The 25,304-nt window shown below is 69.0% G+C and carries 24 protein-coding genes and 1 tRNA gene; 6 read left to right on the top strand and 19 right to left on the bottom strand.

What is annotated here, in order from left to right; all coding sequences use genetic code 11:
- Window positions 1-23: 23 nt before the first annotated feature.
- The 7 genes from NLX83_RS04250 to NLX83_RS04280 form a co-directional block, all read right to left on the bottom strand.
- The gene (locus NLX83_RS04250; protein WP_254233556.1) at window positions 24-443 is read right to left on the bottom strand and encodes a glyoxalase; all 420 of its coding nucleotides are present in this window, start codon (window positions 441-443) and stop codon (window positions 24-26) included.
- The gene (locus NLX83_RS04255; RefSeq protein ID WP_254233557.1) at window positions 440-1,672 is read right to left on the bottom strand and encodes a GTP-binding protein; all 1,233 of its coding nucleotides are present in this window, start codon (window positions 1,670-1,672) and stop codon (window positions 440-442) included. The genes NLX83_RS04250 and NLX83_RS04255 overlap by 4 nt, the downstream gene beginning before the upstream one ends.
- 43 nt (window positions 1,673-1,715) lie before the next feature.
- The gene (gene cysD, locus NLX83_RS04260; RefSeq protein WP_254233558.1) at window positions 1,716-2,618 is read right to left on the bottom strand and encodes a sulfate adenylyltransferase subunit CysD; all 903 of its coding nucleotides are present in this window, start codon (window positions 2,616-2,618) and stop codon (window positions 1,716-1,718) included.
- The gene (locus NLX83_RS04265) at window positions 2,615-3,406 is read right to left on the bottom strand and encodes a sulfotransferase (RefSeq protein ID WP_254233559.1); all 792 of its coding nucleotides are present in this window, start codon (window positions 3,404-3,406) and stop codon (window positions 2,615-2,617) included. Before NLX83_RS04265 ends, cysD begins: the two co-directional genes overlap by 4 nt.
- Window positions 3,403-4,266: a sugar phosphate isomerase/epimerase family protein gene (locus tag NLX83_RS04270; protein ID WP_254233560.1), complete on the bottom strand. Its 864-nt coding sequence runs from the start codon at window positions 4,264-4,266 to the stop codon at window positions 3,403-3,405. Before NLX83_RS04270 ends, NLX83_RS04265 begins: the two co-directional genes overlap by 4 nt.
- Window positions 4,263-4,904 (bottom strand): hypothetical protein, encoded by a 642-nt coding sequence (locus tag NLX83_RS04275; protein ID WP_254233561.1) that lies wholly within the window; start codon window positions 4,902-4,904, stop codon window positions 4,263-4,265. Before NLX83_RS04275 ends, NLX83_RS04270 begins: the two co-directional genes overlap by 4 nt.
- 65 nt (window positions 4,905-4,969) lie before the next feature.
- Window positions 4,970-5,935, bottom strand: a complete 966-nt coding sequence (locus NLX83_RS04280; protein ID WP_254233562.1) for a Gfo/Idh/MocA family protein — start codon at window positions 5,933-5,935, stop codon at window positions 4,970-4,972.
- Between the two features lie 382 nt (window positions 5,936-6,317).
- Between NLX83_RS04280 and NLX83_RS04285 the strand changes: the two genes are divergently transcribed.
- A complete protein-coding gene (locus tag NLX83_RS04285) occupies window positions 6,318-7,298 on the top strand; it encodes a tyrosine-type recombinase/integrase (protein ID WP_254233563.1) in 981 nt (326 codons plus the stop codon).
- A gap of 417 nt (window positions 7,299-7,715) precedes the next feature.
- Here the strand turns inward: NLX83_RS04285 and NLX83_RS04290 are convergent.
- Both NLX83_RS04290 and NLX83_RS04295 read right to left on the bottom strand, forming a co-directional pair.
- Window positions 7,716-7,788, bottom strand: a tRNA-Ala gene (locus tag NLX83_RS04290).
- A 133-nt stretch (window positions 7,789-7,921) separates the two neighbouring features.
- The gene (locus tag NLX83_RS04295) at window positions 7,922-8,680 is read right to left on the bottom strand and encodes a DsbA family protein (protein ID WP_254233564.1); all 759 of its coding nucleotides are present in this window, start codon (window positions 8,678-8,680) and stop codon (window positions 7,922-7,924) included.
- Window positions 8,681-8,868: 188 nt separating this feature from the next.
- Here NLX83_RS04295 and NLX83_RS04300 point away from each other — a divergent pair, with 188 nt between their 5' ends.
- Complete coding sequence (locus NLX83_RS04300; RefSeq protein WP_254233565.1) at window positions 8,869-9,564, top strand: VIT1/CCC1 transporter family protein; 696 nt, start codon at window positions 8,869-8,871, stop codon at window positions 9,562-9,564.
- Here NLX83_RS04300 and NLX83_RS04305 read toward each other — a convergent pair.
- The gene (locus NLX83_RS04305; protein WP_254233566.1) at window positions 9,561-10,880 is read right to left on the bottom strand and encodes an MFS transporter; all 1,320 of its coding nucleotides are present in this window, start codon (window positions 10,878-10,880) and stop codon (window positions 9,561-9,563) included. The genes NLX83_RS04300 and NLX83_RS04305 overlap by 4 nt on opposite strands.
- A gap of 86 nt (window positions 10,881-10,966) precedes the next feature.
- Complete coding sequence (locus NLX83_RS04310) at window positions 10,967-12,187, bottom strand: glycosyltransferase (protein WP_254233567.1); 1,221 nt, start codon at window positions 12,185-12,187, stop codon at window positions 10,967-10,969.
- Between the two features lie 31 nt (window positions 12,188-12,218).
- On the opposite strand from NLX83_RS04310, the gene hrpB reads away from it, so the two are divergent.
- Window positions 12,219-14,624, top strand: coding sequence for an ATP-dependent helicase HrpB (hrpB, locus tag NLX83_RS04315; RefSeq protein ID WP_254233568.1), 2,406 nt, complete (start codon window positions 12,219-12,221; stop codon window positions 14,622-14,624).
- Between the two features lie 3 nt (window positions 14,625-14,627).
- On the opposite strand, the gene NLX83_RS04320 is transcribed toward hrpB, so the two are convergent.
- The 7 genes from NLX83_RS04320 to NLX83_RS04350 form a co-directional block, all read right to left on the bottom strand.
- Window positions 14,628-15,116 carry a hypothetical protein gene (locus NLX83_RS04320; RefSeq protein ID WP_254233569.1) on the bottom strand — a complete coding sequence of 163 codons (489 nt, stop codon included), beginning with the start codon at window positions 15,114-15,116 and terminating at the stop codon, window positions 14,628-14,630.
- Window positions 15,113-15,580 carry a Panacea domain-containing protein gene (locus NLX83_RS04325; RefSeq protein WP_254233570.1) on the bottom strand — a complete coding sequence of 156 codons (468 nt, stop codon included), beginning with the start codon at window positions 15,578-15,580 and terminating at the stop codon, window positions 15,113-15,115. The genes NLX83_RS04320 and NLX83_RS04325 overlap by 4 nt, the downstream gene beginning before the upstream one ends.
- Before the next feature lie 142 nt (window positions 15,581-15,722).
- Entirely contained in the window at window positions 15,723-16,880 is a 1,158-nt protein-coding gene (locus NLX83_RS04330; RefSeq protein WP_254233571.1) for an NAD(P)/FAD-dependent oxidoreductase, read from the bottom strand.
- A gap of 5 nt (window positions 16,881-16,885) precedes the next feature.
- Window positions 16,886-17,083 carry a ferredoxin gene (locus NLX83_RS04335; protein WP_254233572.1) on the bottom strand — a complete coding sequence of 66 codons (198 nt, stop codon included), beginning with the start codon at window positions 17,081-17,083 and terminating at the stop codon, window positions 16,886-16,888.
- A gap of 35 nt (window positions 17,084-17,118) precedes the next feature.
- Window positions 17,119-18,312 (bottom strand): cytochrome P450, encoded by a 1,194-nt coding sequence (locus NLX83_RS04340; protein ID WP_254233573.1) that lies wholly within the window; start codon window positions 18,310-18,312, stop codon window positions 17,119-17,121.
- Window positions 18,313-18,405: 93 nt separating this feature from the next.
- Window positions 18,406-19,824, bottom strand: coding sequence for a sensor histidine kinase (locus tag NLX83_RS04345; protein WP_254233574.1), 1,419 nt, complete (start codon window positions 19,822-19,824; stop codon window positions 18,406-18,408).
- On the bottom strand, window positions 19,821-20,585 hold the full coding sequence (locus NLX83_RS04350; RefSeq protein WP_305884166.1) for a response regulator transcription factor: 765 nt from the start codon (window positions 20,583-20,585) through the stop codon (window positions 19,821-19,823). The genes NLX83_RS04345 and NLX83_RS04350 overlap by 4 nt, the downstream gene beginning before the upstream one ends.
- A 56-nt stretch (window positions 20,586-20,641) precedes the next feature.
- Here NLX83_RS04350 and NLX83_RS04355 point away from each other — a divergent pair, with 56 nt between their 5' ends.
- The 3 genes from NLX83_RS04355 to NLX83_RS04365 all read left to right on the top strand — a co-directional run bounded on the left by NLX83_RS04355 (window position 20,642) and on the right by NLX83_RS04365 (window position 23,298).
- Complete coding sequence (locus NLX83_RS04355) at window positions 20,642-21,280, top strand: TetR/AcrR family transcriptional regulator (protein WP_254233575.1); 639 nt, start codon at window positions 20,642-20,644, stop codon at window positions 21,278-21,280.
- A gap of 90 nt (window positions 21,281-21,370) precedes the next feature.
- The gene (locus NLX83_RS04360; RefSeq protein ID WP_254233576.1) at window positions 21,371-22,324 is read left to right on the top strand and encodes a DUF6528 family protein; all 954 of its coding nucleotides are present in this window, start codon (window positions 21,371-21,373) and stop codon (window positions 22,322-22,324) included.
- 110 nt (window positions 22,325-22,434) lie between these two features.
- Window positions 22,435-23,298, top strand: a complete 864-nt coding sequence (locus NLX83_RS04365) for a hypothetical protein (RefSeq protein ID WP_254233577.1) — start codon at window positions 22,435-22,437, stop codon at window positions 23,296-23,298.
- Window positions 23,299-23,652: 354 nt separating this feature from the next.
- Here NLX83_RS04365 and NLX83_RS04370 read toward each other — a convergent pair whose 3' ends face one another.
- Window positions 23,653-25,245 carry a GGDEF domain-containing protein gene (locus tag NLX83_RS04370; protein ID WP_254233578.1) on the bottom strand — a complete coding sequence of 531 codons (1,593 nt, stop codon included), beginning with the start codon at window positions 25,243-25,245 and terminating at the stop codon, window positions 23,653-23,655.
- Between the last annotated feature and the right edge of the window lie 59 nt (window positions 25,246-25,304).

Raw genomic sequence — 25,304 nt, forward strand, 5'->3', positions numbered from 1 at the left:
GGATTCCGGCATCCGCCACCGGTTCACTCCCCAGCCGGGGTCATGAACTCCAGCCGATTGCCGACACAGTCGAACGCGTAGAAGCGCCGGAACCCCGGGAAGTTCTCGTCCCACGCGACCTCGACTCCCCGCTCGGTAAGCCGGTCCGCCAGGGCTTGGAGATCCGCGACGAGGATCCCGGGATGTGCCTTGCGCGCGGGGCGGAAGTCCTCCTCGACGCCGAGGTGGATCTCCAGCCGGTCACCGCGCACCCACAGCCCGCCGCGGGCGGCGAGCACCGGGGGCTTGCGCACTTCGGACATGCGGAGGACGTCGACGTAGAACCGCCTGCACTCGTCTTCCGCCCCCGGAGGGATGGCCAGCTGCACGTGGTGCAGACCGAGGCCGACCCCCGTAGCCACCTCCGCGGTCTCGTAGGGAAGGACCTCACGTTGCTCGGTCATGCCGACCGTCCCTTTCTGTTTCGAAGCCAACGCCCGGTGCGGACGAGAGCGCAGCCCACGGTGTCATGTGTCTCGGCGTCCGTAAGAACGATTCGATCACTGCTCTCCCCGGTTCCTGTGATATGACACAGAGGACGGTCCGAGATGATCTCCACTTGCGCAATGTCGTTCTGGCACAACATATTCCTGGCTTTCGACCACGTGCCCGTACGAACGTCCAGCACGCTCGCAGCGCGAAGGCGAACGGGGAACCGGCGCGCATGTTGGAGGGCGACCACGTCCACGGGCAGTGTTCTTTCCGGGGCGAGCCAGCAGGCGGTTGCCTGAACCGAGGTCCTCCGCGTGGGTCTCGACTCCGGCCCGACCAACCAGTCACCTCTGCGCAGTCCCGCTTCTCCGCCGCGGGCAGCGGTGAACAGCGCACTCACAGCCCTTGGCGCGTCAGCGGCGGTCAGCGACGTGCCCGTCACCTCAAGGGAGCGGACCACCACCACGCCGCGATCCCGGCCGTCGACGCCGATGACGGACAGTTCCGCTCCAGCGGCGACGCTGCCCGACAAAATCCGCAACCCCACGCTGCCGTGCTGCTCGGACGACGTGTGCACGGCCGCGAACATGGCCCCGCGCGCCAGTACTGGTACCTCGGCCGAACACAGCACTTCCATAAGTGTGTTCGACGCTTCGACCCGGGCGGACCGGTGCACGATGTTGTCACCGCGCAACGCCGACACCGGGACAACGCGCACCACGACCCTCGGATCGGTCACGACGTCGGCGAATTCGCCACTGACCCGCTCGACCACGGCAGCCACGTCGTCGACAAGGTCGATTTTGTTGACCAACACGACCATGCTCCGCACGCCCGCGAAGACGGCCAACAGCACGTGCCTGCGAGTCTGATCGGTGACTCCCCTGGTGGCATCGACCATGACCAGCGCGAGATGGGCGGTGGACATGGCGCTCAACGCGTTGGCGGTGAACCTGCGGTGGCCCGGTGCGTCCGCGAGCAGCACTCCCCTTCCCGCCAACGTGAGGTGACGGTAGGCAGTGTCGATCGTGATGCCGTGTCGGCGCTCGTCGCGCAGGCCGTCGGTCGCACGCGCCAGGGACAGCGCGCCGTTCCAGCCCCGTAGGTCGGCCATCTGGTCGTCGGTCAGACCGCCGGCGTCGTGCAGCAACCGTCCGATGAGAGTGGACTTCCCGTCGTCCACCTCGCCGAGTGCGACCACCCGCAGTGCTTGCTCGTCCATCACGTCGACCGGAACAGGGCGGTCAGAAGTAACCAGCACGTTTGCGCTCCTCCATCGCGGTACCACCAACGCCTCTGTCGTCCAGCCGGGTCGCCGCGCGTTCGCTGACCGTCGCCCCAGCCAGCTCTGCCAGCACCTCCTCCGCCGTACGGGCGGCGGAAGCCACCGCCGCCGTGCAGGTGACGTCCCCGACCGTCCGGAATCGCACCCAACCGCGGATACGCTTCTCCCCAGGACCAAGTTGAATGACGTCCGACAGCGGCACCAATGCCCCGTCGCGGACGACGATGTCGCGCTCGTGCGCGTAGTACAGCGGAGGCAGAACGATGGCGCGGCGCGGCACGTACTTCCAGATGTCCCGCTCCGTCCAGTTCGACAGAGGGAACACCCGGACGCTGCCGTCGGGCGGGGGCGTCGCGTTGTAGATGTCCCAGAGCTCGGGACGCTGCTGTTCGGGACGCCATGCCTGGTCGCTGCCACGCACCGAGAAGACCCTCTCCTTGGCCCTGGCCTTGTCCTCGTCTCGGCGCGCTCCGCCGAGCACGACGTCGTACTCCCCACGACCGAGAAACGCCTTCAGCACGGGGATCTGCAACCTGTTCCTGCTGACCTCGCCGGGAACGGCGGTGATCACGCCTTCGCGCAAGGCGTCCTCGACGGAAGCGACCAGCAGCCGCGCGTCGAACCGGCACGCGATGTCATCCCGATAGGCGAGCACCTCAGGGAAGTTGTGCCCGGTGTCCACGTGCAGCAGGGGCATGGGCAGCGGCCCCGGGGCGAACGCCGCGGCGACGAGATGCAGCAGTACGGCCGAGTCCTTGCCACCGGAAAACAGCAACACGGGCTTCTCCGCCGCAGCGACGGCTTCCCTGATGATGTGGATGGACTCGGCCTCGAGCTGGTCCAATCGATCAACAACGGTCATGTCGCTCTCCGGTCGAGGAGATCCGCCCACAGCGCACGCGCTCCGGGCGGAATCGCGAGATCACCTCTCGGCCTGCGTTCGACGAGTTCGTCCGAATAGGGCACGAGGTCGAGGTCGATGGCTTCGGAAAGGCGGCGAAGATCCTCCCCCTCGCATAACCGCCCGTACTCCACGACGACGCATCGTGCGCCGTCATGGGTACGAGGGTGGGCGAGCCACGGTTCGTGCCAGGCGGCCCACTTCGCCAGGGCCTGGTCTCGCCCGGCCGGCCGCCAGGGACGATCACCCCGCCAGCGCGTCATAGAGTCCGCGACCGCCGCCGGATGTCGAATCAACAGAACCCACAACGCGTCCGGAATGGTCTCCGCCAGCGAGTCGAGCTCAAGGAGGTACTCGTTGTACTTGTCACCGAATCGCGAGGCGCCCGCATAGCATTGGCGCACGATGTCCCGGCGCAGGCCGACTGGGTCCGTCACGGGCTGGTCGGCGACCTCGGCTGCGGTCGTGCGCAACACCTGCTCGGTACGCGCCAGCCACTCGGAGCTGTGCCGTCCGTACGGCTTCTTCCGGTGCAGAGCATGAAGAATCTCATCGACGCGCAGGTGCCGGCTCCGCAGATCCGCCGCACCACACCAGCGGTGCAGGAAGTACGGCAACTTGCCGTTGATCGTGAAAACCCCGCCCACGGAATCGAATGCCGCGTCGAGCACGGAAGCGAGCGCGGTGGTTCCCGATCGCTGAGCACCGAGCAGAACGACCGGAGGGGCCTCGGCACGGATGGCGCTCATCCCGTCCCCCCACGGCCATCCACCTGGCAGAGCCAACGCCGCAGGCGTTGGAGGCACTCGACGCTCGCGGCGTACCCCCCGCGTGAGAAGTCCTCACCCCACGGCGAGTCCCGCTCGGCGGCAGTGAGCGATCTGTTGTGTCGCCAATGCGTCTCCAGGCTGAGAAAGCCGTCGTACCCGTCCTCCGCCAAGCGCAGCAGGATGTCGATCCAGGGCAGGTCGCCGTCGCCCAGCCGGACGTAACCCGATGTCCCGTCAGGGTCTTTGACGTGGACGTGTCGGATCAGGTCACCACCCAGCTGGTAGTCCGAAGGGAAGGGCTTCGCGTCCCAGCCGCTGAAGACGCTGTTCCCGGGATCCCACAACAGGCCGATGTCGTCGCGACCGAGCTCGTCGAGGAAGTCGAGGGCGTGGCGCACGGTCGGAGTGTTGGTACGGGTACCGGTCTCCACGACCAGGGGAAGTGGCAACGACAGGTTCTCCAGCAGTCTCGAGACCGTTCGGGCCGCGGTCCTGGGCGCGGGCTCAGCATCCCGGTAGAAGCTGAACACGCGCATGTGCGGCGCGTTCAACACCGCACCGTGTTCGCAGTACCGGAGCAGGCCCTCACGCACCGTGGCGAACTCCTCGTCGGTCACGGGCACGCGGTGCTTGAAGGCGGGCGGCGCGTAGCCAGCGACCGTCAGGTTGTTCTGGTCGAGAACCGCACGAAGCTCCCGCAGCTGCGACCCCGACATCTGGTCGGGCGGAGTGTTCCCGAACGATCTCACCTCGACGCCAGCGAGCCCCAGCTGCGCGGCCGTCTCCGCGACGACCCGCACGTCTTGGGCCACCTCATCACCGATCACGGCCAGCTTCACCGGTGGGTTCCTCCGAGTCGCTTCGTCACAACCGCCAGGTCCGCCGTCTCCGTACCGGCGCGGGTCTCGATGGTGATCGCGCGCACGGGCGCACCCGCCGACAGCAGCACCTCGACCACGTCCAGATCGGCGTCCACGAGCGGGCGATGCCGATATCCGCAGGAGGTCTTCCGCACTCCCTTCGCCTGCACCGCACGTACGTGAGGAGCGAGCTCGGTCAGGGCGGGACGGATGTGGTCGCCCGATTCCAGAAGCCCCAGCAGGTCAACCACAACGCCGACGCCGAACCTGGCCGCCACCCCAGCGAGGGTCAGGATGTCCGCTCCGCCTCGATGCGTCTCGATCCACAACTCCAGCCCGGCTTCCGCCGCCTCAGCGAGTTGCGCCGAAACCAGCCCCGCATCCGGTTCCGGCACGCAGAAAACCTTGACCGGGTAGTCCTTCGGTGGAACACCCTCGACGATCTGAACGGCTTCGGGCTCACCAAGACGCCAGCCGACGCCGGTGAAGAAGACATCGAGCCCAGCCGCCCTGAACTCGGCGAGGCCAGCCGCGACGCCGTCGCACTCCCACGCGTGCCCCTTACCGATGCGGAGGTCAACGCCTCCGCCGCCACCTCGCAGGACGGCTCGCGCCAACTGAGATGCGCTGGCACGGGGCAGACTGGCGGAACTCAGTCCGGTACCTATGGACGACGTGGACATCACCCAGTCCTCGAAAGACGTCGGTCAGCAGGCGCTCCGAGCAACCCGTCAAGCACATGGGTGACTCCACGGCTGCGGTGCAGCGCGATCCGCCCGAACCCGCCTCGTCCGCGCACGGCGACGGCCAGCCGCCGGTACACCGCGACGCGCAGGTCCACCGCCGACGTGGTCCGCACGTCGACCTGCCGGCCGGCAATCTCCCCGCTGCATCTGCCGTCACGGAGTTCGATCCAGTCCTTCTCTCCCAATGCGATCAGCTGTTCGAACCTGTGCTGGGCATGGCAGGTGACCGACACAGCGAGGTCCGCCCCCGACTCGAACTCCACCCGGCCGGTCAGCCGCGTGTCGACCCCACCTTGGTCCACATAGGACAATGGGGTCACCGTTCGAGGGACTCCGAGCAACTGGCATGCCAGATCGAGGTAGTGGACGCCGAGATGCGCGGTGACACCCCCGAGCGCGATCTCGCGATTCGATCGCCAGCCGCCACCGTCGTAGTGAGCACGGTCGCGGTACCGGGAAACCGTCAGCGTCGCGGTCGCTCCCGCGAGCCGATCAGAGGTAACGAGCTCGTCCAGGAAATCCGGCAGGGCAAGGCGGTGTTGGAACATGACGGCGGCCAAGCGGTCCGTCTTCTCCGCTTCGGCCACGAGAGCGTCGAACTCGTCGATGTCCACGGCCGGCGGCTTCTCGACAAGCACGTGCTTGCCCGCCGCCAACGCGGCGGTGACGAGCCCGGCACGGCCCCCTGGCGGCAGGCAGATCGCGACGACCTCGACGTCGCCATCGGCGAGCACGTCATCGAAGTCACGTACCGGCAGCGCACTCCGGCTCGCGGCAGCCAGATCAGTTTCGACGACGCAGACCGCCTCGGCCAACGGCGTCGCCGAGATGGCGGTCAGGTGCTGCCGACCGGCGTTACCCAGACCAACCACGGCGACGGCGACAGGACGCGAGGCGCGCACAGAATGAGATGCCCCCATGACCCCCTCTTCCGTATGGACCCGAGGCAGAAGGCTAGGAAGGTCGACGCGGCCGCAGAAGTTTGTGGTCGATAAGGAACCACCATTACTGCAACCAGGTGACACGGAACCGATCACCACATGTTCAAGGAACGTCGAGGACGAATGACGACGCGCAGCACCGATGGGTGCAGAACGCGGGAGCAGGTTGGGGAGCCGCCAGGCGCGTCCAACCGCAGCGCACCTATAGCAAGCCAGCGGCAGTGGCTCGCGGGCTCGTGCAGATGGCGATACCGGGTAGGAGCGTTCTTCGGGGTCGGCTTGCGTTCACGAAGCCGGAGGAGCACAACGGGAGCATCACCGCTCCGTCGCACCTCGGAGGCCGATGGCATGGACAGAACAGATCGGCATTCAGTCCTGGCGCGTCCGCTACCGCACCGGGGACGGGCACACCGCCTCGATCTCCGGCTTCACCACCAAACTCGTCGCTGACACCTGCGCCGCGCGCATCAACAACAAAGCTCACCCCAGCCAACCTGACGCACCACAGAGCACGGTCACGCTCGCCGAGTGGGTCGCCGCCTGGTTCACCGCGCTCGACCTCGACCCACGCACGATCGACAACTACCGCAGCCGCCTGCGCTGCCACATCCTCCTGCGCTGGGGCACCACCCCACTGAGCGCTATCACCACGCTCGGCATCAACAAGTGGATCATCGATCTCCGACAACTCGGCTACGCCAACACCACGATCGCCAGCATCATCAAGCTGCTCTCGATGATCCTCACCGACGCCACCGACGAAGGCCTCATCCCGGCCAACCCCATCCACCGCCGACGACGCCGCGGTCGACGCAGCCACCGCGTCCCAGCCGAGAAGGTCTGGGCCACCCCCACCGAGGTCCTGCGCATCGCCGACCAAGCCGCCGCACTCGGCGGCGAGACCGCGGGTCTACTGATCATCACCGCCGCGTGGACCGGCTGCCGCTGGGGCGAACTCACCGGCCTGCACCGCGACAACGTCGACCTCCACCGCGGCACGATCACCATCGATCCCCGCACCGGTGCCCTGCACGAAAGTTCCCACACCCGGTGGCTCGGCTCCCCCAAGACCGCATCCTCAGCACGAGTGATCACCCTGCCTGCGTTCCTCATCACCTTGCTGCGCAGGCACTTCGAACGACACGACAACGAATTCGTCTTCACCACCGAAAGCGGAAACTGGCTATGGCGCAGCACCTTCATCCGCCGCGTACTCAAACCCGCCGTTAACGGCAATGAGAACGAGCCGCGAGCACGTGTCAGGACCGTCCCTGTCAGACCGGGACTGACCTTCCACGGACTACGGCACAGCCATAAAACCTAGCTCATCGCCGGAGGTGCGCCCGAAATCGCACAAGCGCGACGCCTCGGCCATCATCTCACCAACCGCGTCACCGAGGTCTACTCACACGTCGCATCCGAAGTCGAACTCCGACTCCTCAATGACCTCCAACGCCGCTGGCACACCGCCACCCTCAACGTGACCGCACACCCCACCCCACCGGAGCCCGCGCCACGACGCTCCTCCGGTCCTGTTGCGGCATAACAAACACGCTGACCCTCACACCGACAGCCACAACCACCCAAACAACACGCTTGAGCCACGATCTTCCTGGAGCAGGCCGCTCCAGGAACGCAAACAGGGTCACCACAACACGATCAAAGAGTGATCAACACGCAGACACAAAGAAACCCGCCTGACCAGCAAATTCGCTGTATCAGACGGGTTCTTTCTCCAAAGTGGAGCTGAGGGGATTCGAACCCCTGACCCCCACACTGCCAGTGTGGTGCGCTACCAACTGCGCTACAGCCCCGTGAGGAGGATCTTTCGCCCGCTTTCGATCTCTCGTTCGCGTGCTCGCATACCATATATGACGGGTCCCCGAACCACGAAATCGGGGGGTCCAAGATCCTCCCGCAGGCCGTTGACCTGCGTTGATGCTGGGATCAGGAGCCGAGGACCTGGTTCAGCCAGGTGCCCTCGGTGATCTCGATCCGCTTGCCGTTGTGCGCGACGGTCGGGGTGCCGTGGGTGCCACGGGAGCCGACGAGCGCCTGGTTGCCGGTGAACGCCTTCAGCTCGGCCTCGCCGAGGGCGAGGTGGCGCTTGGTGCGCACGCACTGCTCGAAGTCGGGGTTGGTGCCGACGGCGTTGCCCAGCTCGATGAGGCGGTTGTCGTCGTAGCCCTTGCCGCCCTCGGCGGGCTGCTTGCCGAACAGGCTGGCGAAGTAGGTGGGGAACTTGCCGCTGTCGGCCGAGCAGAGCGCCGCGTTGGCGGCGTCGGCGGAGTAGCCCTCCGGCTGCGACATCGAGTTCAGGAACGGCAGCACGTGGTAGCGGACCTTGAGCTCGCCCGCGCTGATCTTCTCGTTGATCTGCTCGCCGTAGAGCTTCTCGAACTGGCCGCACGCCGGGCAGAGGAAGTCGGCGTACACGTCGATCGTGGCCTTGGCGCTGTCCTTGCCCGCGATCACGGTGCCTTCCTGGCGCTGCACCGGGTAGTCCGACTTGGCCGCGACCACGGGGATGGCCCCCGCGGCCTGGTTCGTCAGCAGCACACCGCCGATCACACCGACCGCGAGCAGCACGACGAAGACCACGCCGATGATGACCTTGGTCCGGTCACTGCTCGTTCCGCGCGCCGCCGCGACCGCACTGGCTGCCTGCTTCTTCTTGTTGCGCGCGTTCCGCTGGGCTCCGCCCACGTCGGCTTCCTCCCCATTCCTTCTCCGGCCCAGGCCGGACTCTGCTGAGCGCACCCGCTCGCCGGACAGGAAACACGGCACGGGGTGACACCACCGTGTGGCGAGGGTACTGCGGCCGGGATCAGAGCAGGCCAGGCACACCTTCGCAAGGCTGTCCTCAAACACGCGAAACGACTTACCGTCTGGTCATGGACGAGATCGGCCACACGCACATGGACGTGTCCGGGGGCTGGATCAGGCCCGCGGTGTTCGGGGCGATGGACGGCCTGGTGACCAACATCGCGCTGGTCGCCGGGGTCGGCGGCGGCGGAGCGGACAGCACGGTGATCGTGCTCTCGGGGATGGCCGGGCTGGTGGCGGGCGCGTTCTCGATGGCGCTGGGCGAGTACGCCTCGGTGGAGACGCAGAACAACGCGATCAGCGCCGAGGTGGCGACGGAACGCCGCGAACTGCGCACCAACCCGCACGCCGAGCAGGCGGAACTGGTGGACATGTACGTGGAGATGGGCCTCAGCCGGGAGACCGCCGAGCGGGCGGCGGCCGAGGTGCACGCCAATCCGGAACTCGCCGTTCGAGTGCACATCACCCAGGAACTGGGCGTCGACCCGCAGGAGCAGCCGTCACCGGTGGTGGCCGGGGTCTCCTCGTTCCTGTGCTTCGCGGTCGGCGCCCTGTTCCCGCTGATCCCTTTCCTGCTCGGCGCGGACTCGCTGCTGCTCGGGCTGCTCGTCGGCGGCGTCGGGTTGTTCGCCGCGGGCGCCGTCGTCTCCCGCTTCACCACGCGGTCCTGGTGGTACGGCGGCACGCGCCAGCTGCTGTTCGGCGCTGTGGCGGCCGGAGCGACCTACGTGGTCGGCATGCTCATCGGGGTCGGGGTCAGTTAGGGCTGCGGCTGCTGGGGCTTGCCAGCGACGCGCTCGCCAGTCGGCAGCTCGGGGCCCTCGTCGAGGCAGCCGCTCTCCGCCGCGACGACCGCGGCGGTGTGCTCGTTCGCCCGCTTCGGCAGCGTCTCCGGGGAGAGCAGCCACGGCACCAGCGCGAGCAGCATCGTGAAGCCGGTGACCGCGAATGCCGTCTCGAAGGACAGGTTCTCCGCCATCACGCCCGCGAGCAGGGGGCCGAGGATGGTGCCGACGTCGGCCGCCATCTGGAAACCGGCGAGGACTGGGCCGCCCCGCTTCTCGTTGCCGACGACATCGGCGACCGCGGCGCTCTGGGCGGGGGTGAGCAGACCGGCTCCGACGCCCGCGACCAGGGACGCAGCCAGGAAGGCCGGAACGGAGTCGGTGAAGCCGAGCCAGATCATCGCGACGCCCGTGATGCCCAGACCGCCGATCGCGAGCGGCCTGCGGCCCCTGGTGTCGGCGAGCTTGCCGGAGAAGAGCAGGACCAGCGCGTTGCTGCCGGCGAAGACCGACAGCGAGATGCCCGCCCACGCCTCGTTCTCCCGCAGCGCCTGGGTGACGAACAGCGGGATCAGCGCCATCCGCACGCCGAACATGGTCCACCCGGTGGCGAAGTTCGAGGCCAGGGCCGCGCGGTAGGCGCGGTGGCGGACCGCCTCGCGCATGGTGAACAGCGGCCGCGAGTCGTCGCGGTTGGCGGCGGCCAGGGTGGACTTGCGCAGGAAGAACCAGGCGACGAAGGCCGCGACCAGCAGCGCGACCGCGTAGGTGAGGAACGGCAGCTTGATCGAGATGCCGACCAGGCCGCCGCCCACGATCGGCCCGGTGATGTTGCCGAGCAGGAAGCCGGTCGACCACACGCCGGACGCCCGGCCGCGCAGGTGCGGCGGGCTGAGCCGGATCAGCAGGGCGACGGCGGAGACGGTGAACATCGTGGAACCGGTGCCGCCCAGCCCGCGCAGGATCAGCAGCTGCCAGTAGTCCCCGGCGAACGCGCACGCGCCGGTGGAGACGGCGACGATGATCAGCCCCCACACGTAGACGGGGCGTTCGCCGAAGAAGGTCACCAGCTTGCCGCTGACCGGGGCGAACGCCAGCCGGGTGAAGGCGAAGGCGCTGATCACGATCGAGGAGGCGGTGACGCCGACGTCGAAGCTGGCCGCGAAGCCGGGCAGGGCGGGCGCGACGATGCCGAACCCGATCGCGATCACGAAGCTCGCCGCGACCAGCACCCACACCTCGCGGGGAAGGCGGTTGGAGAGCTGTCCTGTCGCCGGTTCCGCGGACGTGCTCACCCTGATGCCTCCCACTGCTCTCGTTAGCAGAGCTAAGGTTAAGCCATCGGGCAATCGTTTTTGTAATCCGATCGGTACCTGTCTTGTCAGGAGTTCGCGGGACGCCTGCCCACGCGCAGCAGCGGCTGACCGCCCTGTGCCACCACTGGGCGACCCCGCCACGTGGTGGACTTGCCCAGCGCCACGCGCACAGCGTCACCGAGCAGTGCGGCGAACGCGGCCCCGGCCAGCGGTGCGACCACGCCGCTCGCAGCGGGCTGGTTGAGCGCGCGGGCGACGGCTCCGTGGCTGACCGCCTGAGCGCCCCACGCGACGGCTCCCAGGGTGACGAGCCGGGTGTTGCGGCGGCGGAGCCCCTTCGTCAGCGCGAAGATCGGGACAAGGCTGTAGAGCCCCTGGGAGAGCACGCCGACGCCGAGCACGCGGACGTCGCCGTTGTTGCCAGCGACGAAGCTCTTGCGCAGCGAGCGCCACATCACGCCGAAGCCGTCGAAGCCGGAGTTGCCGAACATGCCCTGGCTGTCCACCGTCAGCGTCCGCGCGCCCTGGTCGCGGAGCAGCGTCGCCATCGCGACGTCCTCCCCGCGCGAACCCGCGACCGCGGGCCAGCCGCCGACCCGCTCGTAGGCGTCGCGGCGGAAGAGCATGCAGTGCCCGTAGGCCAGCGCGAGCAGGCCCCTGCCGTCCGGGCCCGCGCTCTCCAGGATCATCGCGACCGCCGGGGGCATGACGGTCCAGTGTTCGAGCCGCGTCCGGTCCGTCACGCCGGGCGTGGAGACCAGGTCGGCCTCGCGGGCCAGCGCGGTCGTGAGCAGGCGCCCGACCAGCTCGGGGTGCGCCGTCGTGTCGGCGTCGAAGAACAGCAGCCAGTCGGTCGGCCCCGAGGCGTCCGGCCAGTCCGGGGCGGAGTCGGCCGCTATGACGCCGACGTGCATGGCGTGCACCTTGCCCGCCCAGCCCTCCGGCGGCCCGTCGCTGTCCACCACGCGGACCCGCGGGTCCTCCTCGGCGTGCCGGGCGACGATGGCGGCGGTCTCGTCGGTGGAACCGTCGTCGACCACCACGATCCGCAGCGCGGCGTGCGTCTGCGCGCGCAGCGCGGTGAGGCAGCTGTCGATCGTCGCCTCCTCGTCCCTGGCCGGGACGATGACCGCGACGGTGGGCTGCTCGCGCAACGGCTCGGCCGCGATCGGCTGCTGCCGACGCAGGTTGACCAGGGTGTACGCGGTGCGCAGGACCGAGGCTGCCGCGACGAAGGTCGCCGCGCGGCGCAGCGGTCTGCCTGACTGGCGGGTGGCACGAGGCATAGTCGAAGTCTGCCTGGCAGGCTGCCGTTTTGTGGTCGCAATCGCAAGGAATTGGCACGACCTGCCCGATCTGCCGGTGCGCGCGGTCCTCGACGAGGTGGCCGGGCTGCTGACCGAGCACGGCACCGCGGTCCTGGTCGCGCCGCCGGGAACCGGCAAGACCACGCTGGTCCCGCTGGCGCTGGCCGCGAACGGGGCGCGCGTGGTGGTCGCCGAGCCCAGGCGGCTCGCGGCCAGGGCAGCGGCGGCGCGGATGGCCGGGTTGCTCGGCGAGCGGGTCGGGGAGACGGTCGGCTACTCCGTGCGCGGTGATCGCAAAGTCTCCGCCTCGACCCGGATCGAGGTCGTCACCTCCGGTCTGCTGGTCCGGCGGCTCCAGTCGGACCCCGAGCTCTCCGGCGTCGACACGGTGATGCTCGACGAGATCCATGAGCGGCACCTCGACGCCGACCTGCTGCTCACGCTGCTGGTGGACGCGCGCGCCGGGCTGCGCGAGGACCTGCGGCTGCTGGCGACCTCGGCGACCGTCGCGGCGGAGGAGGTCTCCGAGCTCCTCGGTGCCGCCCCCGTTCTCCGCGTCCCCTCGGTGACGTTCCCCGTCGAGACCCGCTACGTGGCGCCCGCCAACCGCGAGCGGATCGAGGGCACGGTCGCGCGCGCTGTGCGCTCGGCGTTGAAGGACTGCGTCGGCGATGTCTTGGTGTTCTTGCCTGGCGCAGCGGAAATCCGCCGTGTCGGGGAAGCAGTGAGCGGCCTTGATGTCGCAGTACGCCCGCTGCACGGCCGCCTTCCCGCTGCAGAGCAGGACGCGGCGCTGCGCCCAGGTGATCAACGCAGGGTGATCTTGTCCACGGCGGTCGCGGAGTCGAGCCTCACGGTTCCGGGCGTTCGGGTCGTCGTCGACTCCGGCCTATCTCGTGTGTCCAAAGTGGACCATCGGCGGGGAATGGCCGGGCTGGCAACGGTTCGCGTCTCGTCAGCCGTCGCGGAGCAGCGCGCCGGTCGCGCCGGACGAGAGGCGCCGGGCGTGGTCTACCGCTGCTGGCCGGAGCACGAGCACAGCACGCTGCCGCGCCAGCCGGAGCCGGAGATCCGCACGGCCGACCTGACCCGGCTGGCCTTGGAACTCGCGAGCTGGGGCACTCCGGACGGCTCCGCGCTCTCGTGGTGGGACGCTCCTCCGACGGGTGCGCTGAACGCGGGCCGCGAAGTACTGCATGCGTTGGGAGCACTGGACGAACGCGGCGAGCTGACCAAGCGCGGTCGCGGCCTCGCCGACGTCGGACTGCATCCCCGGCTCGCCCGCGCGCTGATCGACGGCGCGGAACTCGTCGGCCCGCGAGCAGCCGCGGAGGTGGTGGCACTCCTCGACGACGACACCCTCGCGTCCGATGTGGACATCAAAACCTCCTTGCAGCGCTTGAGGTCTGGAACGCCCGCAACGCAACGCTGGCGCCGCGAGACCGATCGGCTGCGCAGCCAGGTCAGCGGCAAGGAACGCGGGCCCGATCCTGCGCTCGTCGTGGCGCTGGCACATCCGGAGCGGTTGGCGAAGCGCCGACCCGGCGGTGGGCCGGTGTATCTGATGGCAGGCGGCACCGCGGTGGAGCTGCCACCGGGAAGCGCGCTCGGCGACGCGGAGTGGCTGGCCGTCGCGGTCGCCGATCGCGAACCCGGCAAGCGGCACGGGCGCATCCGCTTGGCAGCCGTGGCAGATGAGGTGCTGGCAGCATCGGCCGGACGCGCGCTGCTCACCGAAGCCGACGAGGTGAGCTGGCAGGACGGCGATGTCGTCGCGCGCAAGGTTCGCAAGCTCGGAGCCATTGTGCTGCACGAAAAACCACTGTCCAATCCGGACAGATCGGCACTGCACGATGCACTGGTGACAGGACTCCGCAAGGAAGGAACCGGCCTGCTCAAGTGGTCGGAGGACGCGGTCCGGCTCAGGCAACGGTTGGCGTTCCTCAACGAAACCCTGGGAGACGACTGGCCCGGAGTCGACGAGGAGAGCTTGTTGTCCACTGTGGACAATTGGCTGGACCTCTCGTCCGCGCGGCGCCGCTCGGACCTGGCGAAGATCGATGCCGGGCAGGCGCTGCGCCGGCTGCTGCCGTGGTCACTCGCGGGCAGGCTCGACGAGTTCGCGCCGGAGCGCATCGCCTTGCCCAACGGCACCAAGGCGAAGGTGGACTATTCGACCGCGGAACCTGTGCTCCCGGTGAAGGTGCAGCACGCCTTCGGCTGGACGGACACGCCCAGGATCGCGGGCGGCAAGGTCACCGTGCTGCTGCACCTGCTCTCCCCCGCTGGGCGGCCGACCGCGGTCACGAGGGACCTCGCGTCCTTCTGGCGCAACGGTTATCCGCAGGTACGAGCGGAGCTCCGGGGCCGCTACCCGAAGCACCGCTGGCCGGAAAACCCCCTCAGCCCGCCATGACCTTCACGTGTGCTTCTTCTTGCTCGGCCAGATTTCGTGCTCGGGGTCCCACCACAAGACGTAGAAGCGCTCCCGCTCGCGAAATCCGTACAGCCGACCAGGACCGTCGATGCGCAGACGGCTGATCTGATCGCGATCGTCGTACTCCAGCTCACGAAGGCGCTCCAACGCAGCTTTGCTGGGCAGATCCGGCAAGGCGTAGTCCTTGCCGGTCCCATCGCCTCGAGCAAAGATCTCCTGCACGGTCATACTCTCGAAACCTTTGACGCGCTTGAGAAGCGCGCGATGAGCACCTTGATTGATCTTCGTAAGGCACCAGGGGCCGTCGAGGTCGATCCTGCTGAACAGAACGACGACTTTGTTCTGCGGCTCGGACGGCGTGAACTCCCTCCTGGGAGTCAATCTGTCGGGGATGCCCGCGGCTTCTCGCGTTCGCGCGGAACGGGCGCCTTGCGGAACCGACTTCGCCGTTGGTCGCTTTCCCTTGCTCATACCTCTTCGGCCGTGGCGCTGGTCAGGCCGTCGTAGTACTCGTGCATGTAGCCGACCGGAATCACGGCCTTGCCGCGTTCGCCATCCCGCAGTCGCGCATCCTCGCGCGCCCGTTGCCAAGGCTGTTCGCGGTGGGTCAGTTCGCTCAGCCAGTGCGCTGGCTTGTCCCCGTAGAAGTCGAGCACGGCGTCGATCGTCTCGCGCTCATCCGCCTGAAGGCGGGTGGGATCGCCATCGCCGAGCTGTTCGCCGCTGGCCAGGTTCAGCCGCCCACGATGACAACGGTAGAGCTCCGGCACCACCGGACCGTTCGCCCACGCCTCGATGGCCTCCCCGAAGAGCTCCTTCTCCTCCCACACCAGGTTCCAAGCCTGGCTGTAGTACACGAGCTTCTGGAGCTTCATCGCGGTCATCGGTCCCCTGCGGGACAAGATGTACGCCGCGACGTCGAGCACTCTGGCCACCTGGTCCCCCCTCTCCTCCGCCGACCGCACACCTCCAGTGTGACCGATCAGGCGAGCATCATCACCGGCCATCGAATGTACTCGAACATGTGTTCGGCAATGCCCGCTTACCAGGCATTTTCCCTAACCCAATCGGGTAGGACTAGCCCGCCATGACCTTCATCAGCTCCTGCCGGTAGGGGCGCAGGCCGCGCACGGAGTTCCACCCCAGCACGCCGGTCAGCTGCCCGTCGCGACGGTAGGCCGCGATGAACGAGCCCTCCGCCGGTGCGCCCTCGACGATCTCCAGCTCGTCACCGGGCAGCGGCCAGCCGAACATCTGGATCTTCGTGTCGTACTGGTCGGACCAGAAGTACGGCAACGGCCGGAATTCCTGTTGCGCGCCAAGGAGGTTCATCGCGACCGCCATCGCCTGCTCACTGGCGTTGGTGCGGTGCTCAAGGCGAATCCGGCCGAGCACCGGGTGTTCCCACGACGCCACGTCGCCCGCCGCGTACACCCCGGGCGCGGCCGAGCAGTACGCGTCGCAGCGCACCCCTTGCGGGTCAACGGGAATGCCGCTGCCGTCGAGCCAGTCGGTGACCGCCGTGGCCCCGATGCCGACCAGCATGGCGTCGGCCTCGATCTCGGTGCCGTCGGTGAGCACCACGCCGGTGATCCGGCCCGCGGCCGACCGCACCGAGTCGACGCCGACCCCGAAGTGCTGGCGGACGCCGTTCTCCGCGTGCAGGTTCGCGACCAGCTCGCCCAGCCGCGGCCCGAGCTGGCGGGTCATCGGCACCGGCAGCGGGTCGATCAGGGTCACGTCGAGCCCGAGCTTGCGCGCGGTCGCGGCGACCTCGCAGCCGATCAGCCCCGCCCCGACGACGACCAGGCGCGGCCCCGCGAGCAGTTCGACGCGCAGCGACAACGCGTCGTCGAGGGTCCGCAGCACGTGAACCCCGCCAACACCCTCGACACCGGGCAGCGTTCGCGGCACGACACCGGTGGCGATCACCAGCCCGTCGAAGTCGAGCCGGTCACCGCCGTCGAGCAGGACCTGCCGCCCGGACACCCCGGTGGCGCGGGTGGCCAGGCGCAGGTCGAGCCGCAGGTCGGCGAGCTTCTCCTCGGGGCGCAGCCGCACCCGCTCCGGCTCCCAAGCGCCCGCGAGGACCTGCTTGGACAGCGGCGGCCGGTCGTAGGGCAGGTGCGCCTCCGCGCCGACCAGGGTCAGCTCACCGTCGTAACCCCGGCGGCGCAACGCTTCGGCGGTACCCAGTCCGGCCGCCGAAGCGCCGACGACAACGATCTTGCGCACGGTCGTCACTGCTCCAGGACGGTGATCGCGGCGGCGGGGCAGCGTTCGGCCGCCTCCTCGACTGCCTCGCGGAGCTCGTCCCCGGGCCGCTCGTCCAGCAGCACGACGATGCCGTCGCTCTCCCGCTGGTCGAACACCTCCGGCGCGGACAGCACGCACGATCCGGCGCCGCAGCACTTGTCCTGGTCGATCTCGACTCGCATCACAACACTCCTCGTCGTCACTTGCCGTTCCATCATTACCAACCGACGGGGAGGTGATGCACTCCGTAAATCAACATGTCGCTCTTGTACGGAATCTCACCCTCCGGCAGGTCGACCCGCAGCGCCGGGAACCGCCGGAACAGCGCGTTGAGGGCGATCTGCATCTCCACCCTGGCGAGCTGCTGGCCGAGGCACTGGTGCGGGCCGAAACCGAAGGACAGGTGCGAGACGCGCTTGCGGTCGGCGTCGAGCTCGTCGGGGTCGGCGTAGACCCCGGGGTCGCGGTTGCCCGCCGCCAGCGAGGCGATCACCCACTCGCCCTTACGGATCAGCGTGCCGCCGACCTCGATGTCCTCGGTGGCCAGCCGCCGGACACCGTGCTGGACGATGGTGAGCAGCCGCAACGCCTCCTCGACGTAGGCGTCCACCTTGGCCGGGTCGGCGCGCAGGGCCTCGACCTTGTCCGGGCTGCGCAGCAGCGCGACCGTGGTCAGCCCGATCATGTTCGCCGTCGTCTCGTGCCCGGCGACCAGCAGCAGCATGCCGATGGAGGCGAGCTCGAGGTCGGTGAAGGGCTGTTCCATCTCCGCCGAGCGCTCGATCAGCCTGGTCATCAGCGCCGCGTCGGGCTCGCGCCGCTTGAGTTCCACCAGCTCCAGCATGTAGTCCCGCAGCCGCTCGCCCGCCCTCGCCCGCTCCTCCGGCGCGATGTCCCTGGTCAGCAGCTGCTTGCTGTCGTGCTGGAACCGGGAGTGGTCGGTGTAGGGCACGCCGAGCAGCTGGCAGATCACCAGCGAGGGGATCGGCAGCGCGAAGTGCTCGACCAGGTCGGCGCCCTGGCCCGCGCGCTCCAGCTCGTCGAGCTGGGACTCGACGAGCTGCCGGATGCCCGGTTCGAGCAGCCGGATCTGCCGGACGGTGAACTCGCCGGTCAGCGCGCGGCGGAAGCGGGTGTGCTCCGGCGGGTCGAGCCGGATGAACGGCTTGAGCGGGTCGTCCTCCCGCCGCAGGTCCTTGAACTCCGGCGGGATGAAGTCGGAGGAAAACCGCGTGTCCCCGAGCACGGCGCGGACGTCGGCGTACCTGGTGACCAGCCAGGTCTGTTCGCCCACGAGGTCGAGGACCTTGGTGACCGGTGCCTCCGCCAGGAGCTGGGCGTACCCGGGCGGCGGCATGAGCGGGTCGACGCGCTCGGTCGGCATCGACTGGTGGGCGACGGGACAGTTCACGGTGGGACCCCCTGCTTCTCGGGTGTGCGTCCAGATCACCAGCACCGGCTGACGCGAACCCGCACGGAAGCTGACACCTTGCTGACACCGGCGTCATGAGCGCCGCGGGAGCGTCACGACGAAGGTGGCTCCGGCGCCCGGGACGGACTCCACCCGCGCCGAACCGCCGTGCACCTCGGTGATCGCTTTGACGATGCTCAGCCCGAGCCCGGAACCACCGGGCCCGCGTGACCGGTCGCCGCGGTAGAACCGCTCGAAGACCCGGCCCGCGAGCGCGGGGTCGAGTCCGGGCCCTTCGTCGGCGACGGACAGCGCGACGGCCTTGTCGCCCACTGGCCGCACGCTGACGTGCACGGGCAGCCCCGCCGGGGTGTGCTGGAGCGCGTTGCCGAGCAGGTTCCGCAGCACCTGGCGCAGCCGGTCCGCGTCCCCCGGCACGATTGAGTCCACAGTGGACAGATCGAGGGTGATGTCCCTGGCCGGGTCGATGATCCGGCTGTCCGCGACCGCCTCTGCGGCGAGCCGGGCGAGGTCGACCAGCTCGCGGTCGAGCGGCCTGCCCTGGTCCAGTCGGGCGAGCAGCAGCAGTTCCTCCACCAGCGCGTGCATCCGCAGCGACTCGTCGCTGATCCGGGACATCGCGAGTTCGAGCAGCGCCGGGTCGTCGATGTCCTGGAGGTACAGCTCCGCCCAGCCCCTGATGGTCGTCAGGGGCGTGCGCAGCTCGTGCGAGGCGTCCGCGACGAAGGACCGCAGCCGCTGCTCGGAGTGCTCCCGCGCGTCGAAGGCGCGGTTGATCGCGTCGGCCAGCTGTTCGACCTCGCGGCCCGCGTCGGTGAGTTCGACGCGCCGCGCAGTGTCGCCGGTGGCGATGGCGCTTGCCGTGGTTGCCATGTCCCGCAACGGTTTCAGACCGACCCGCAGCGCCCCGAGGGAGAGCGCGCCGACCGCGGCGACGGCGATGAGCGTCGCGACCGCGACGAAGACAGCGAGCTTGGTGAGTGCGTCTTCGTTGGGCCGCAACGATGTCGCGATCACGACGGCCACAAGCTCGCGCGGGTCTTGTTGCCCCCAAAGGTGAACCGGCTCGACGAGAGGGCTCACCAGCACCCGGTAGCCGGGGCCGTCCTCGGCGACCGAAGGCACCGTGACGAGCGCGCGGCCGGAGAGGAGTTCTTTGGACAGCACGGGCGCGGGCTCGGGCGCACCGGACGGCCCGTCCGCGGGCGCGGAGTCCAGGACCACGCCGCCCCTGCCGACGAGCGCGACGTAATTACCGCTGGGGCCCAACGATCGCAGCGTGCGCAGCGATTCCGAGGCAGGGGGCAGGTTCCGCGCGTCCAGTTCGCGGATGCGCTGGTCGAGGCTGGTCAGCACGGTGTCCACACGCGACTGGAGGTAGGCGCGCATGCTCAGCAACGCCGCGATGTCCACGGCGACGATGCTCAGCGTGGTCAGCACCAGGATCGTGGCGAGCAGCCGCCCGCGCAGGGAGCCGAACCGGTGGCTCATCCCCGAGGCGGCCGAATGCTGTAGCCGAAGCCGCGCACGGTGTGCAGCAACCGTTCCCGCCCCGCCGTGTCGATCTTGTGGCGGAGCCGGGAGATGAACTTCTCCACCACCGATCCGTCACCGCCGAAGTCGTAGCGCCACACGTGGTCGAGGATCTGCGCCTTTGACAGCACGCGTCCGGAGTTGACGAGCAGGTAGCGCAGCAGCTTGAACTCGGTCGGCGACAGCTCGACGTACTCCCCCGCCCGCCGCACCTCGCACGCGTTCTCGTCCAGCACCAGGTCGGCGCAGCGGAACACGTGTTGCTCCGCAACGGTTTCACCGCCCCTCCTGCGCAGCACGGCCTGCACGCGGGCCAGCACCTCGGCGACGCTGAACGGCTTGGTGACGTAGTCGTCGCCGCCCATGCCCAGGCCGCGCACCTTGTCCTCGGTGGAGTCGCGCGCGGTCAGGAACAGCACCGACAGCCGAGGGTTCCGGCGGCGCAACCGGCAGCACAGCTCGAAGCCGTCCCCGTCCGGCAGCATCACGTCGAGGATCACCAGTTCGAGGCGTTCCTCCTCGATGAGCCGCAACGCCTCCCGGCCGCTGCGCGCGGTGAGCACCTCGTGCCCGGCCAGCCGCAGCGTCGTCGCGAGCAGCTCCAGGATGTGCGGCTCGTCGTCCACCACCAGCACGCGGGCGTGCACCACCGGTGGCGCGTCCGGCTCCGCCACCCGCATGTCCCCTCCAGCACCGACCACCCCGTCATTACACTGCATTCACTGCATCCTTGCAATGAGTGCACTTTCGCAGTGAATGCAGTAACCTGCCCGCCGTGAGCACCGAGACGGGACTGCGGGAACGCAAGAAGCAGCGCACCAGGAGCGCATTGGTGCAGGCAGCGATCGCGCTGTTCACCGAACAGGGCTACGAGCAGACGACCGTGGCCCAGATCGCGGCGGCCGCGGACGTCTCCACGCGGACCTTCTTCGACCACTTCCCGACCAAGGAAGACGTCCTCTTCGTGCACCCGTCGGAGCGCACCGAGCTGGTGATGCGCATGATCGCCGACTGCGACGGCAGCGAGAGCCCGAGCGACCTGCTGGTGCGGGTGCTGAAGGAGAACCTGTTCTCCACCGTGTGGAACCAGGACATCCTCTCGGGTGCGGCGGCGCTGCGGTTCAAGCTGCTCAAGACCGTTCCGGCGATCCAGGTGCACGCGCTGCGCCGCATGCTGTCGGTGGAGGACCAGCTGACCGACGCGCTCTGCTCGGCCTTCCCGGACCGGCTCACCCCCTACGACGCGGCGGTCATGGTCGGCTCGACCGTCGGCGGCATCCTGGGCGCGATGCGGGCCACGGTGGTCGATTTCGACGATCCCGAGAAGGTGCGGGCGACCCTGCTCAAGGCGATCGAGGTGACCGCGCGCGGCCTGCGCCACTTCGACGGAGCGCCGTCCGTGCCGCTTTCGTAAAGTGGCTTGCCGCTCGTCCAGAAGCGTAGTCGTCGGCGCGAAATGCCTGGTAGACCTTGCCTCGTCGTCGCCGACCGGAAAGGGGCCGTCGTGCTGGTCAGGTTCACCGGAGTGGTTCTGGGCGCGCTGCTGGGCGCCGCCATGCTGACCGCGCCCGCCACCGCGGCGGCGTCCGTCGACGTGGTCACCGCGGAGCAGGCGACCAAGAAGATCATGATCTTCGACCCGGCGGTCGCGAGCTGGGGCGGTTCCGGCGCGACGAAGTGGGTCTGGTCCCCGACCTCGACCAACGGCTTCTCTTCCGCAGGCTGGTCCAACCCCTCCGACATGCGTCTGCGGTCGAACGCCCACCACGGCGGCCAAGTGCTGGTGACCGCGGCCTCGGGCGGTTTCCTCGGTGTGGCGTCGTTCCCGGCGGGCAAGCGCAAGTGGTCGGTGGCGGTCCCCGGCGCGGACAACCCCCATGCGGCCGAGGTGCTGCCCAACGGCAATGTGGCCGCGGCTGCGAGCCACGGCGGCTGGATCCGGCTCTACGCGGCCTCCCAGGGCGCGAACGCCACCAAGCACGCGCAATATGCCCTGCCCGGCGGGCACGGCGTGCTGTGGGACCCGCAGGGCGCCGTGCTGTGGGCGATCGGGGACAACCTCCTGGTGGCGCTGAAGGTCGGCGGCACGGCGGCGAACCCGACGCTGACGGAGGCGCGGAAGGTCGCGCTGCCGTCGAAGGGCGGCCACGACCTGCAACCGGTGTACGGCAACAAGGACCGCCTGTGGATCACGACGAACTCGCAGGTCTACCAGTTCAGCAAGTCCACCGGCGCCTTCAGCACCGACTACGCGCACGCGGCCTCGGCGAACCGCACGTCGGTGAAGTCGGTCGGCAACCACCCGCAGACGGGCCAGCTGATCGAGGCGAAGCCGAAGGCGGGCTGCCGGACCACGTGGTGCACCGACACCATCGACTTCTTCGGCGCCGACGCCAAGCGCACGCGGACCGGCGCGGAGTTCTACAAGGCCCGCTTCTGGTACGCCGCCTACCAGTAATAGTCAAGCGCCCCAACAGGATCTGGGGACAACTCCCCGCGCTGTGGACAACTGGCGCGTTTTCGCCATGATCAACTTCTCGCCCGGAAATCCGGCCGCATAGTGGGGTCATGCCCACCACGCCCACGGTCTTCCGAGGAACCGAAGCGATCGCGAACGGAGCGGTGACCGCCACCCAGCTGCGGAGTCGCCGCTTCGTCCGCCTCTTCCGCAACACCTACGCGACGCGGACCGCGCCGCTGACGCACGAACTGCACTGTCGGGCCGTGGCCCTGTTCGCCCCGCCGGACTCGGTCATCACCGACGCGTCCGCGGCCACCCTGCGCGGTGTCCCGCTCGCCGGACCCGAGAACCCCGTCGACCTGCTGGTCTCCCCCGCCCGCCGGATCAGCGCCGTGGACGGCCTGGTCGTGCGCGTCGCCCGCACCACGGAAGCGGAGTCCACGCCCTGGCACGGAATCCGCCTGGCGAAGCCGGAGCGACTGATCTACGACATGCTCCGGTCCTCGCAGCTCCCGGACGCGGTCGCCGGGGCGGACGCGTGCCTGCGGGCGGGCCTGACCACGCTCGACGCGCTGAACCGCTACCTGGACTCCCGCCACGACCACGGCATCCGCCAGGCGAGGCGAGCACGCGACTTCATCGACCCGAGGTCGACGTCGGTACCCGAGTCCCGGCTCCGGGTCCTGCTGAACCTGGAAGGACTCCATCCCACGCCACAGCTGACGATCCTGGACGGCGAGCACTTCGTGGCCACGGTCGCCCTCGGCTTCGAGCACGAACGCGTGGCCGTCGTCCTGTCCGACGCCGACCCCGGCCTCGACGAGACGCGCCACCTGCTCAACCGCCTCACCATGGCCGGTTGGCAGGCGATCCTCGTGTCACCAACCGCCGTCCACACCACCCCCCACGACGCCCTAGCGAAGATCCACTACGCCCTGCGCCGCACCACCCCCACCAGGCACCACCCCTAACACCACACATCAGAGCCCACACATCGGCCCGCTCACCAGCCGGAACGGGGCCCACACATCGGAGCGGAACGGGGCCAGAGCAGGGGCGGCCGCGGTCGGAGCGTCTTCAAGACCACCCAACCCCACCCAAAAGCATCTCCAACCGCCCTCAACCCACCCCCGACACATCACCTGGCGCAGCCCAGATAACCCCGTTTCGTACTCATAACGGGGTTCAGCAGCGCCCAGGAGCCCGCTATGAGTACGAAACGGGCAAAAACGGGGGGTGTGGGCCGGGGGAGGAGGTGGGGTGGGTGGGACGCGGGCAGGGAGGTGCTCGAAGGTACCGCCGACCGGCGGGTGTCCGACCGATGCTCAGGCGGGAGTCGAACCCGCCAAACGGGGGGCGACGACTGTAGGGGTGACGCCGAGGGCGGGCTCGTAGGTGACGAGGGTGCCCTTGCCGTGGCGCTTGGCGCTGTACATGGCGATGTCCGCGCGCCCGAGCAGGACGTCGGCGGTCAGGCCGCGTTCCTGGGGGTCGGCGTGGACCAGGCCGATGCTGGCGCGGACGAGGTGCTGCTCGCCGCAGATCACGAACGGCACGCGGAGCGCCTCCAGGAGGCGTTCGGCGATCTTGTCGGCGCGTTCGGCCTCGTCGAGCAGGATGCCGAACTCGTCGCCGCCGAGCCGCGCGACCGTGTCGGTGGAGCGGACGCAGGAGCGCAGCCGGTCGGCGATGGCCCGCAGCAGCGCGTCGCCCGCCGCGTGCCCGAGGCCGTCGTTGACGATCTTGAAGTCGTCCAGGTCGGCGAAGAGCAGGGTGACCGGGTGGCCGCGCCGGGCGCCGAGGTGGATGGCGTGGTCGAGCCGGTCGCGGAACAGCACGCGGTTGGCCAGTCCGGTCAGCGAGTCGTGGAACGCCTGGTGCTCCAGCTGGCGTTGGCTCTGCCGGATGCGGTCCAGCAGCCACATGTTCTCCACCAGGGTGACCAGCTGGCGCACCACCACCAGGGCGATCACCACCAGGCCGAGGTAGATCTCCAGCGGGCCGGGCGCGTTGCCGAAGGCGGTGCGGACCAGGATCAGCGAACCGGTCAGCACCAGCGGCAGGTACGGCATGAGCACGTGCACCCACTCCACGACCGGCAGCCTGCCATCCGCGCGGCGCGGCGGGGCCGCGTACATCGCCACCGGGACGGAGCTGGCCGGGGCCAGCGCGGCGAGCGCGAAGAGCACCGGGGCGGTGATGTAGCCGAAGTTCGCCAGCGCCGGGATCTCCTTGACGCCCGCGCTGACCAGGTAGGCGAAGACGCAGTCGGAGATGAACAGCGTGATCATGCCCATGCCGATGAAGGCGAGCGGGAGCCGCCGCCCGACCAGCCGGATGGTGGCCAGCATGACGACGATGACCAGCAGCACGATGTCGATCAGCGGGTAGGCGATCGCGACGGCGAAGGCCAGCGGGGACGGCGAGGTGGCCCTGACCATCGACTCCATCACGGTGGTCCAGGTCAGGATGAACAGCGAGCCGACGACGATCAGCCCGTCGAGCACGAGCACGACCCTGGCCCTGGTGAGCCTGCGGTCCATCGGCAGCACCACGGAGCCCGGCTGCCGGTGGTCGCTGAAGACGAGCAGGGCGACGAGCACGAAGATCGTCATCGCCAGGTAGCCGACGTCGGCGAGCGAGGGCTGCGGCGGCTGGGCGCGCAGGACCACGTGGTACCAGGTCCAGACGACCTGGCCGAGAGTCCAGATGCCCCAGCCCATGCCCATGATCAGGCGCCACTTGCGGTCGCTGCCGTGCCTGCCGCGCGCGGACCACAGGCAGCAGAGCGTGCCCGCGGTACCCGCGGTGAGCTGAGCGAGGTTGTCCAGCGCGAGCACGGGGACCGGGGGCAGCAGCTTGAAGCCGGCGAGGACGACGACAACGAACGCCAAAGACATCGCCGTCGCGGCGATCATGGCGAATCGTTTCCTGTCCATAACCCCAGTCACAGTCGGTAAAGGACCGAACACGGACA

Source organism: Allokutzneria sp. A3M-2-11 16 (genome assembly GCF_024213555.1).
Classification (GTDB): Bacteria; Actinomycetota; Actinomycetes; order Mycobacteriales; family Pseudonocardiaceae; genus Allokutzneria.

Bases quoted from the DNA above. Each gene is read 5' to 3' on its own strand.
- NLX83_RS04350 (WP_305884166.1), bottom strand. From the start codon at position 20,585: ATGCAGTGTAATGACGGGGTGGTCGGTGCTGGAGGGGACATGCGGGTG.
- NLX83_RS04345 (WP_254233574.1), bottom strand. From the start codon at position 19,824: ATGAGCCACCGGTTCGGCTCCCTGCGCGGGCGGCTGCTCGCCACGATC.
- NLX83_RS04285 (WP_254233563.1), top strand. From the start codon at position 6,318: ATGGCATGGACAGAACAGATCGGCATTCAGTCCTGGCGCGTCCGCTAC.
- NLX83_RS04370 (WP_254233578.1), bottom strand. From the start codon at position 25,245: ATGATCGCCGCGACGGCGATGTCTTTGGCGTTCGTTGTCGTCGTCCTC.
- NLX83_RS04310 (WP_254233567.1), bottom strand. From the start codon at position 12,187: ATGCCTCGTGCCACCCGCCAGTCAGGCAGACCGCTGCGCCGCGCGGCG.
- NLX83_RS04335 (WP_254233572.1), bottom strand. From the start codon at position 17,083: ATGCGAGTCGAGATCGACCAGGACAAGTGCTGCGGCGCCGGATCGTGC.
- NLX83_RS04265 (WP_254233559.1), bottom strand. From the start codon at position 3,406: ATGAGCGCCATCCGTGCCGAGGCCCCTCCGGTCGTTCTGCTCGGTGCT.
- NLX83_RS04250 (WP_254233556.1), bottom strand. From the start codon at position 443: ATGACCGAGCAACGTGAGGTCCTTCCCTACGAGACCGCGGAGGTGGCT.
- cysD (WP_254233558.1), bottom strand. From the start codon at position 2,618: ATGACCGTTGTTGATCGATTGGACCAGCTCGAGGCCGAGTCCATCCAC.
- NLX83_RS04320 (WP_254233569.1), bottom strand. From the start codon at position 15,116: ATGAGCAAGGGAAAGCGACCAACGGCGAAGTCGGTTCCGCAAGGCGCC.
- NLX83_RS04365 (WP_254233577.1), top strand. From the start codon at position 22,435: ATGCCCACCACGCCCACGGTCTTCCGAGGAACCGAAGCGATCGCGAAC.
- NLX83_RS04300 (WP_254233565.1), top strand. From the start codon at position 8,869: ATGGACGAGATCGGCCACACGCACATGGACGTGTCCGGGGGCTGGATC.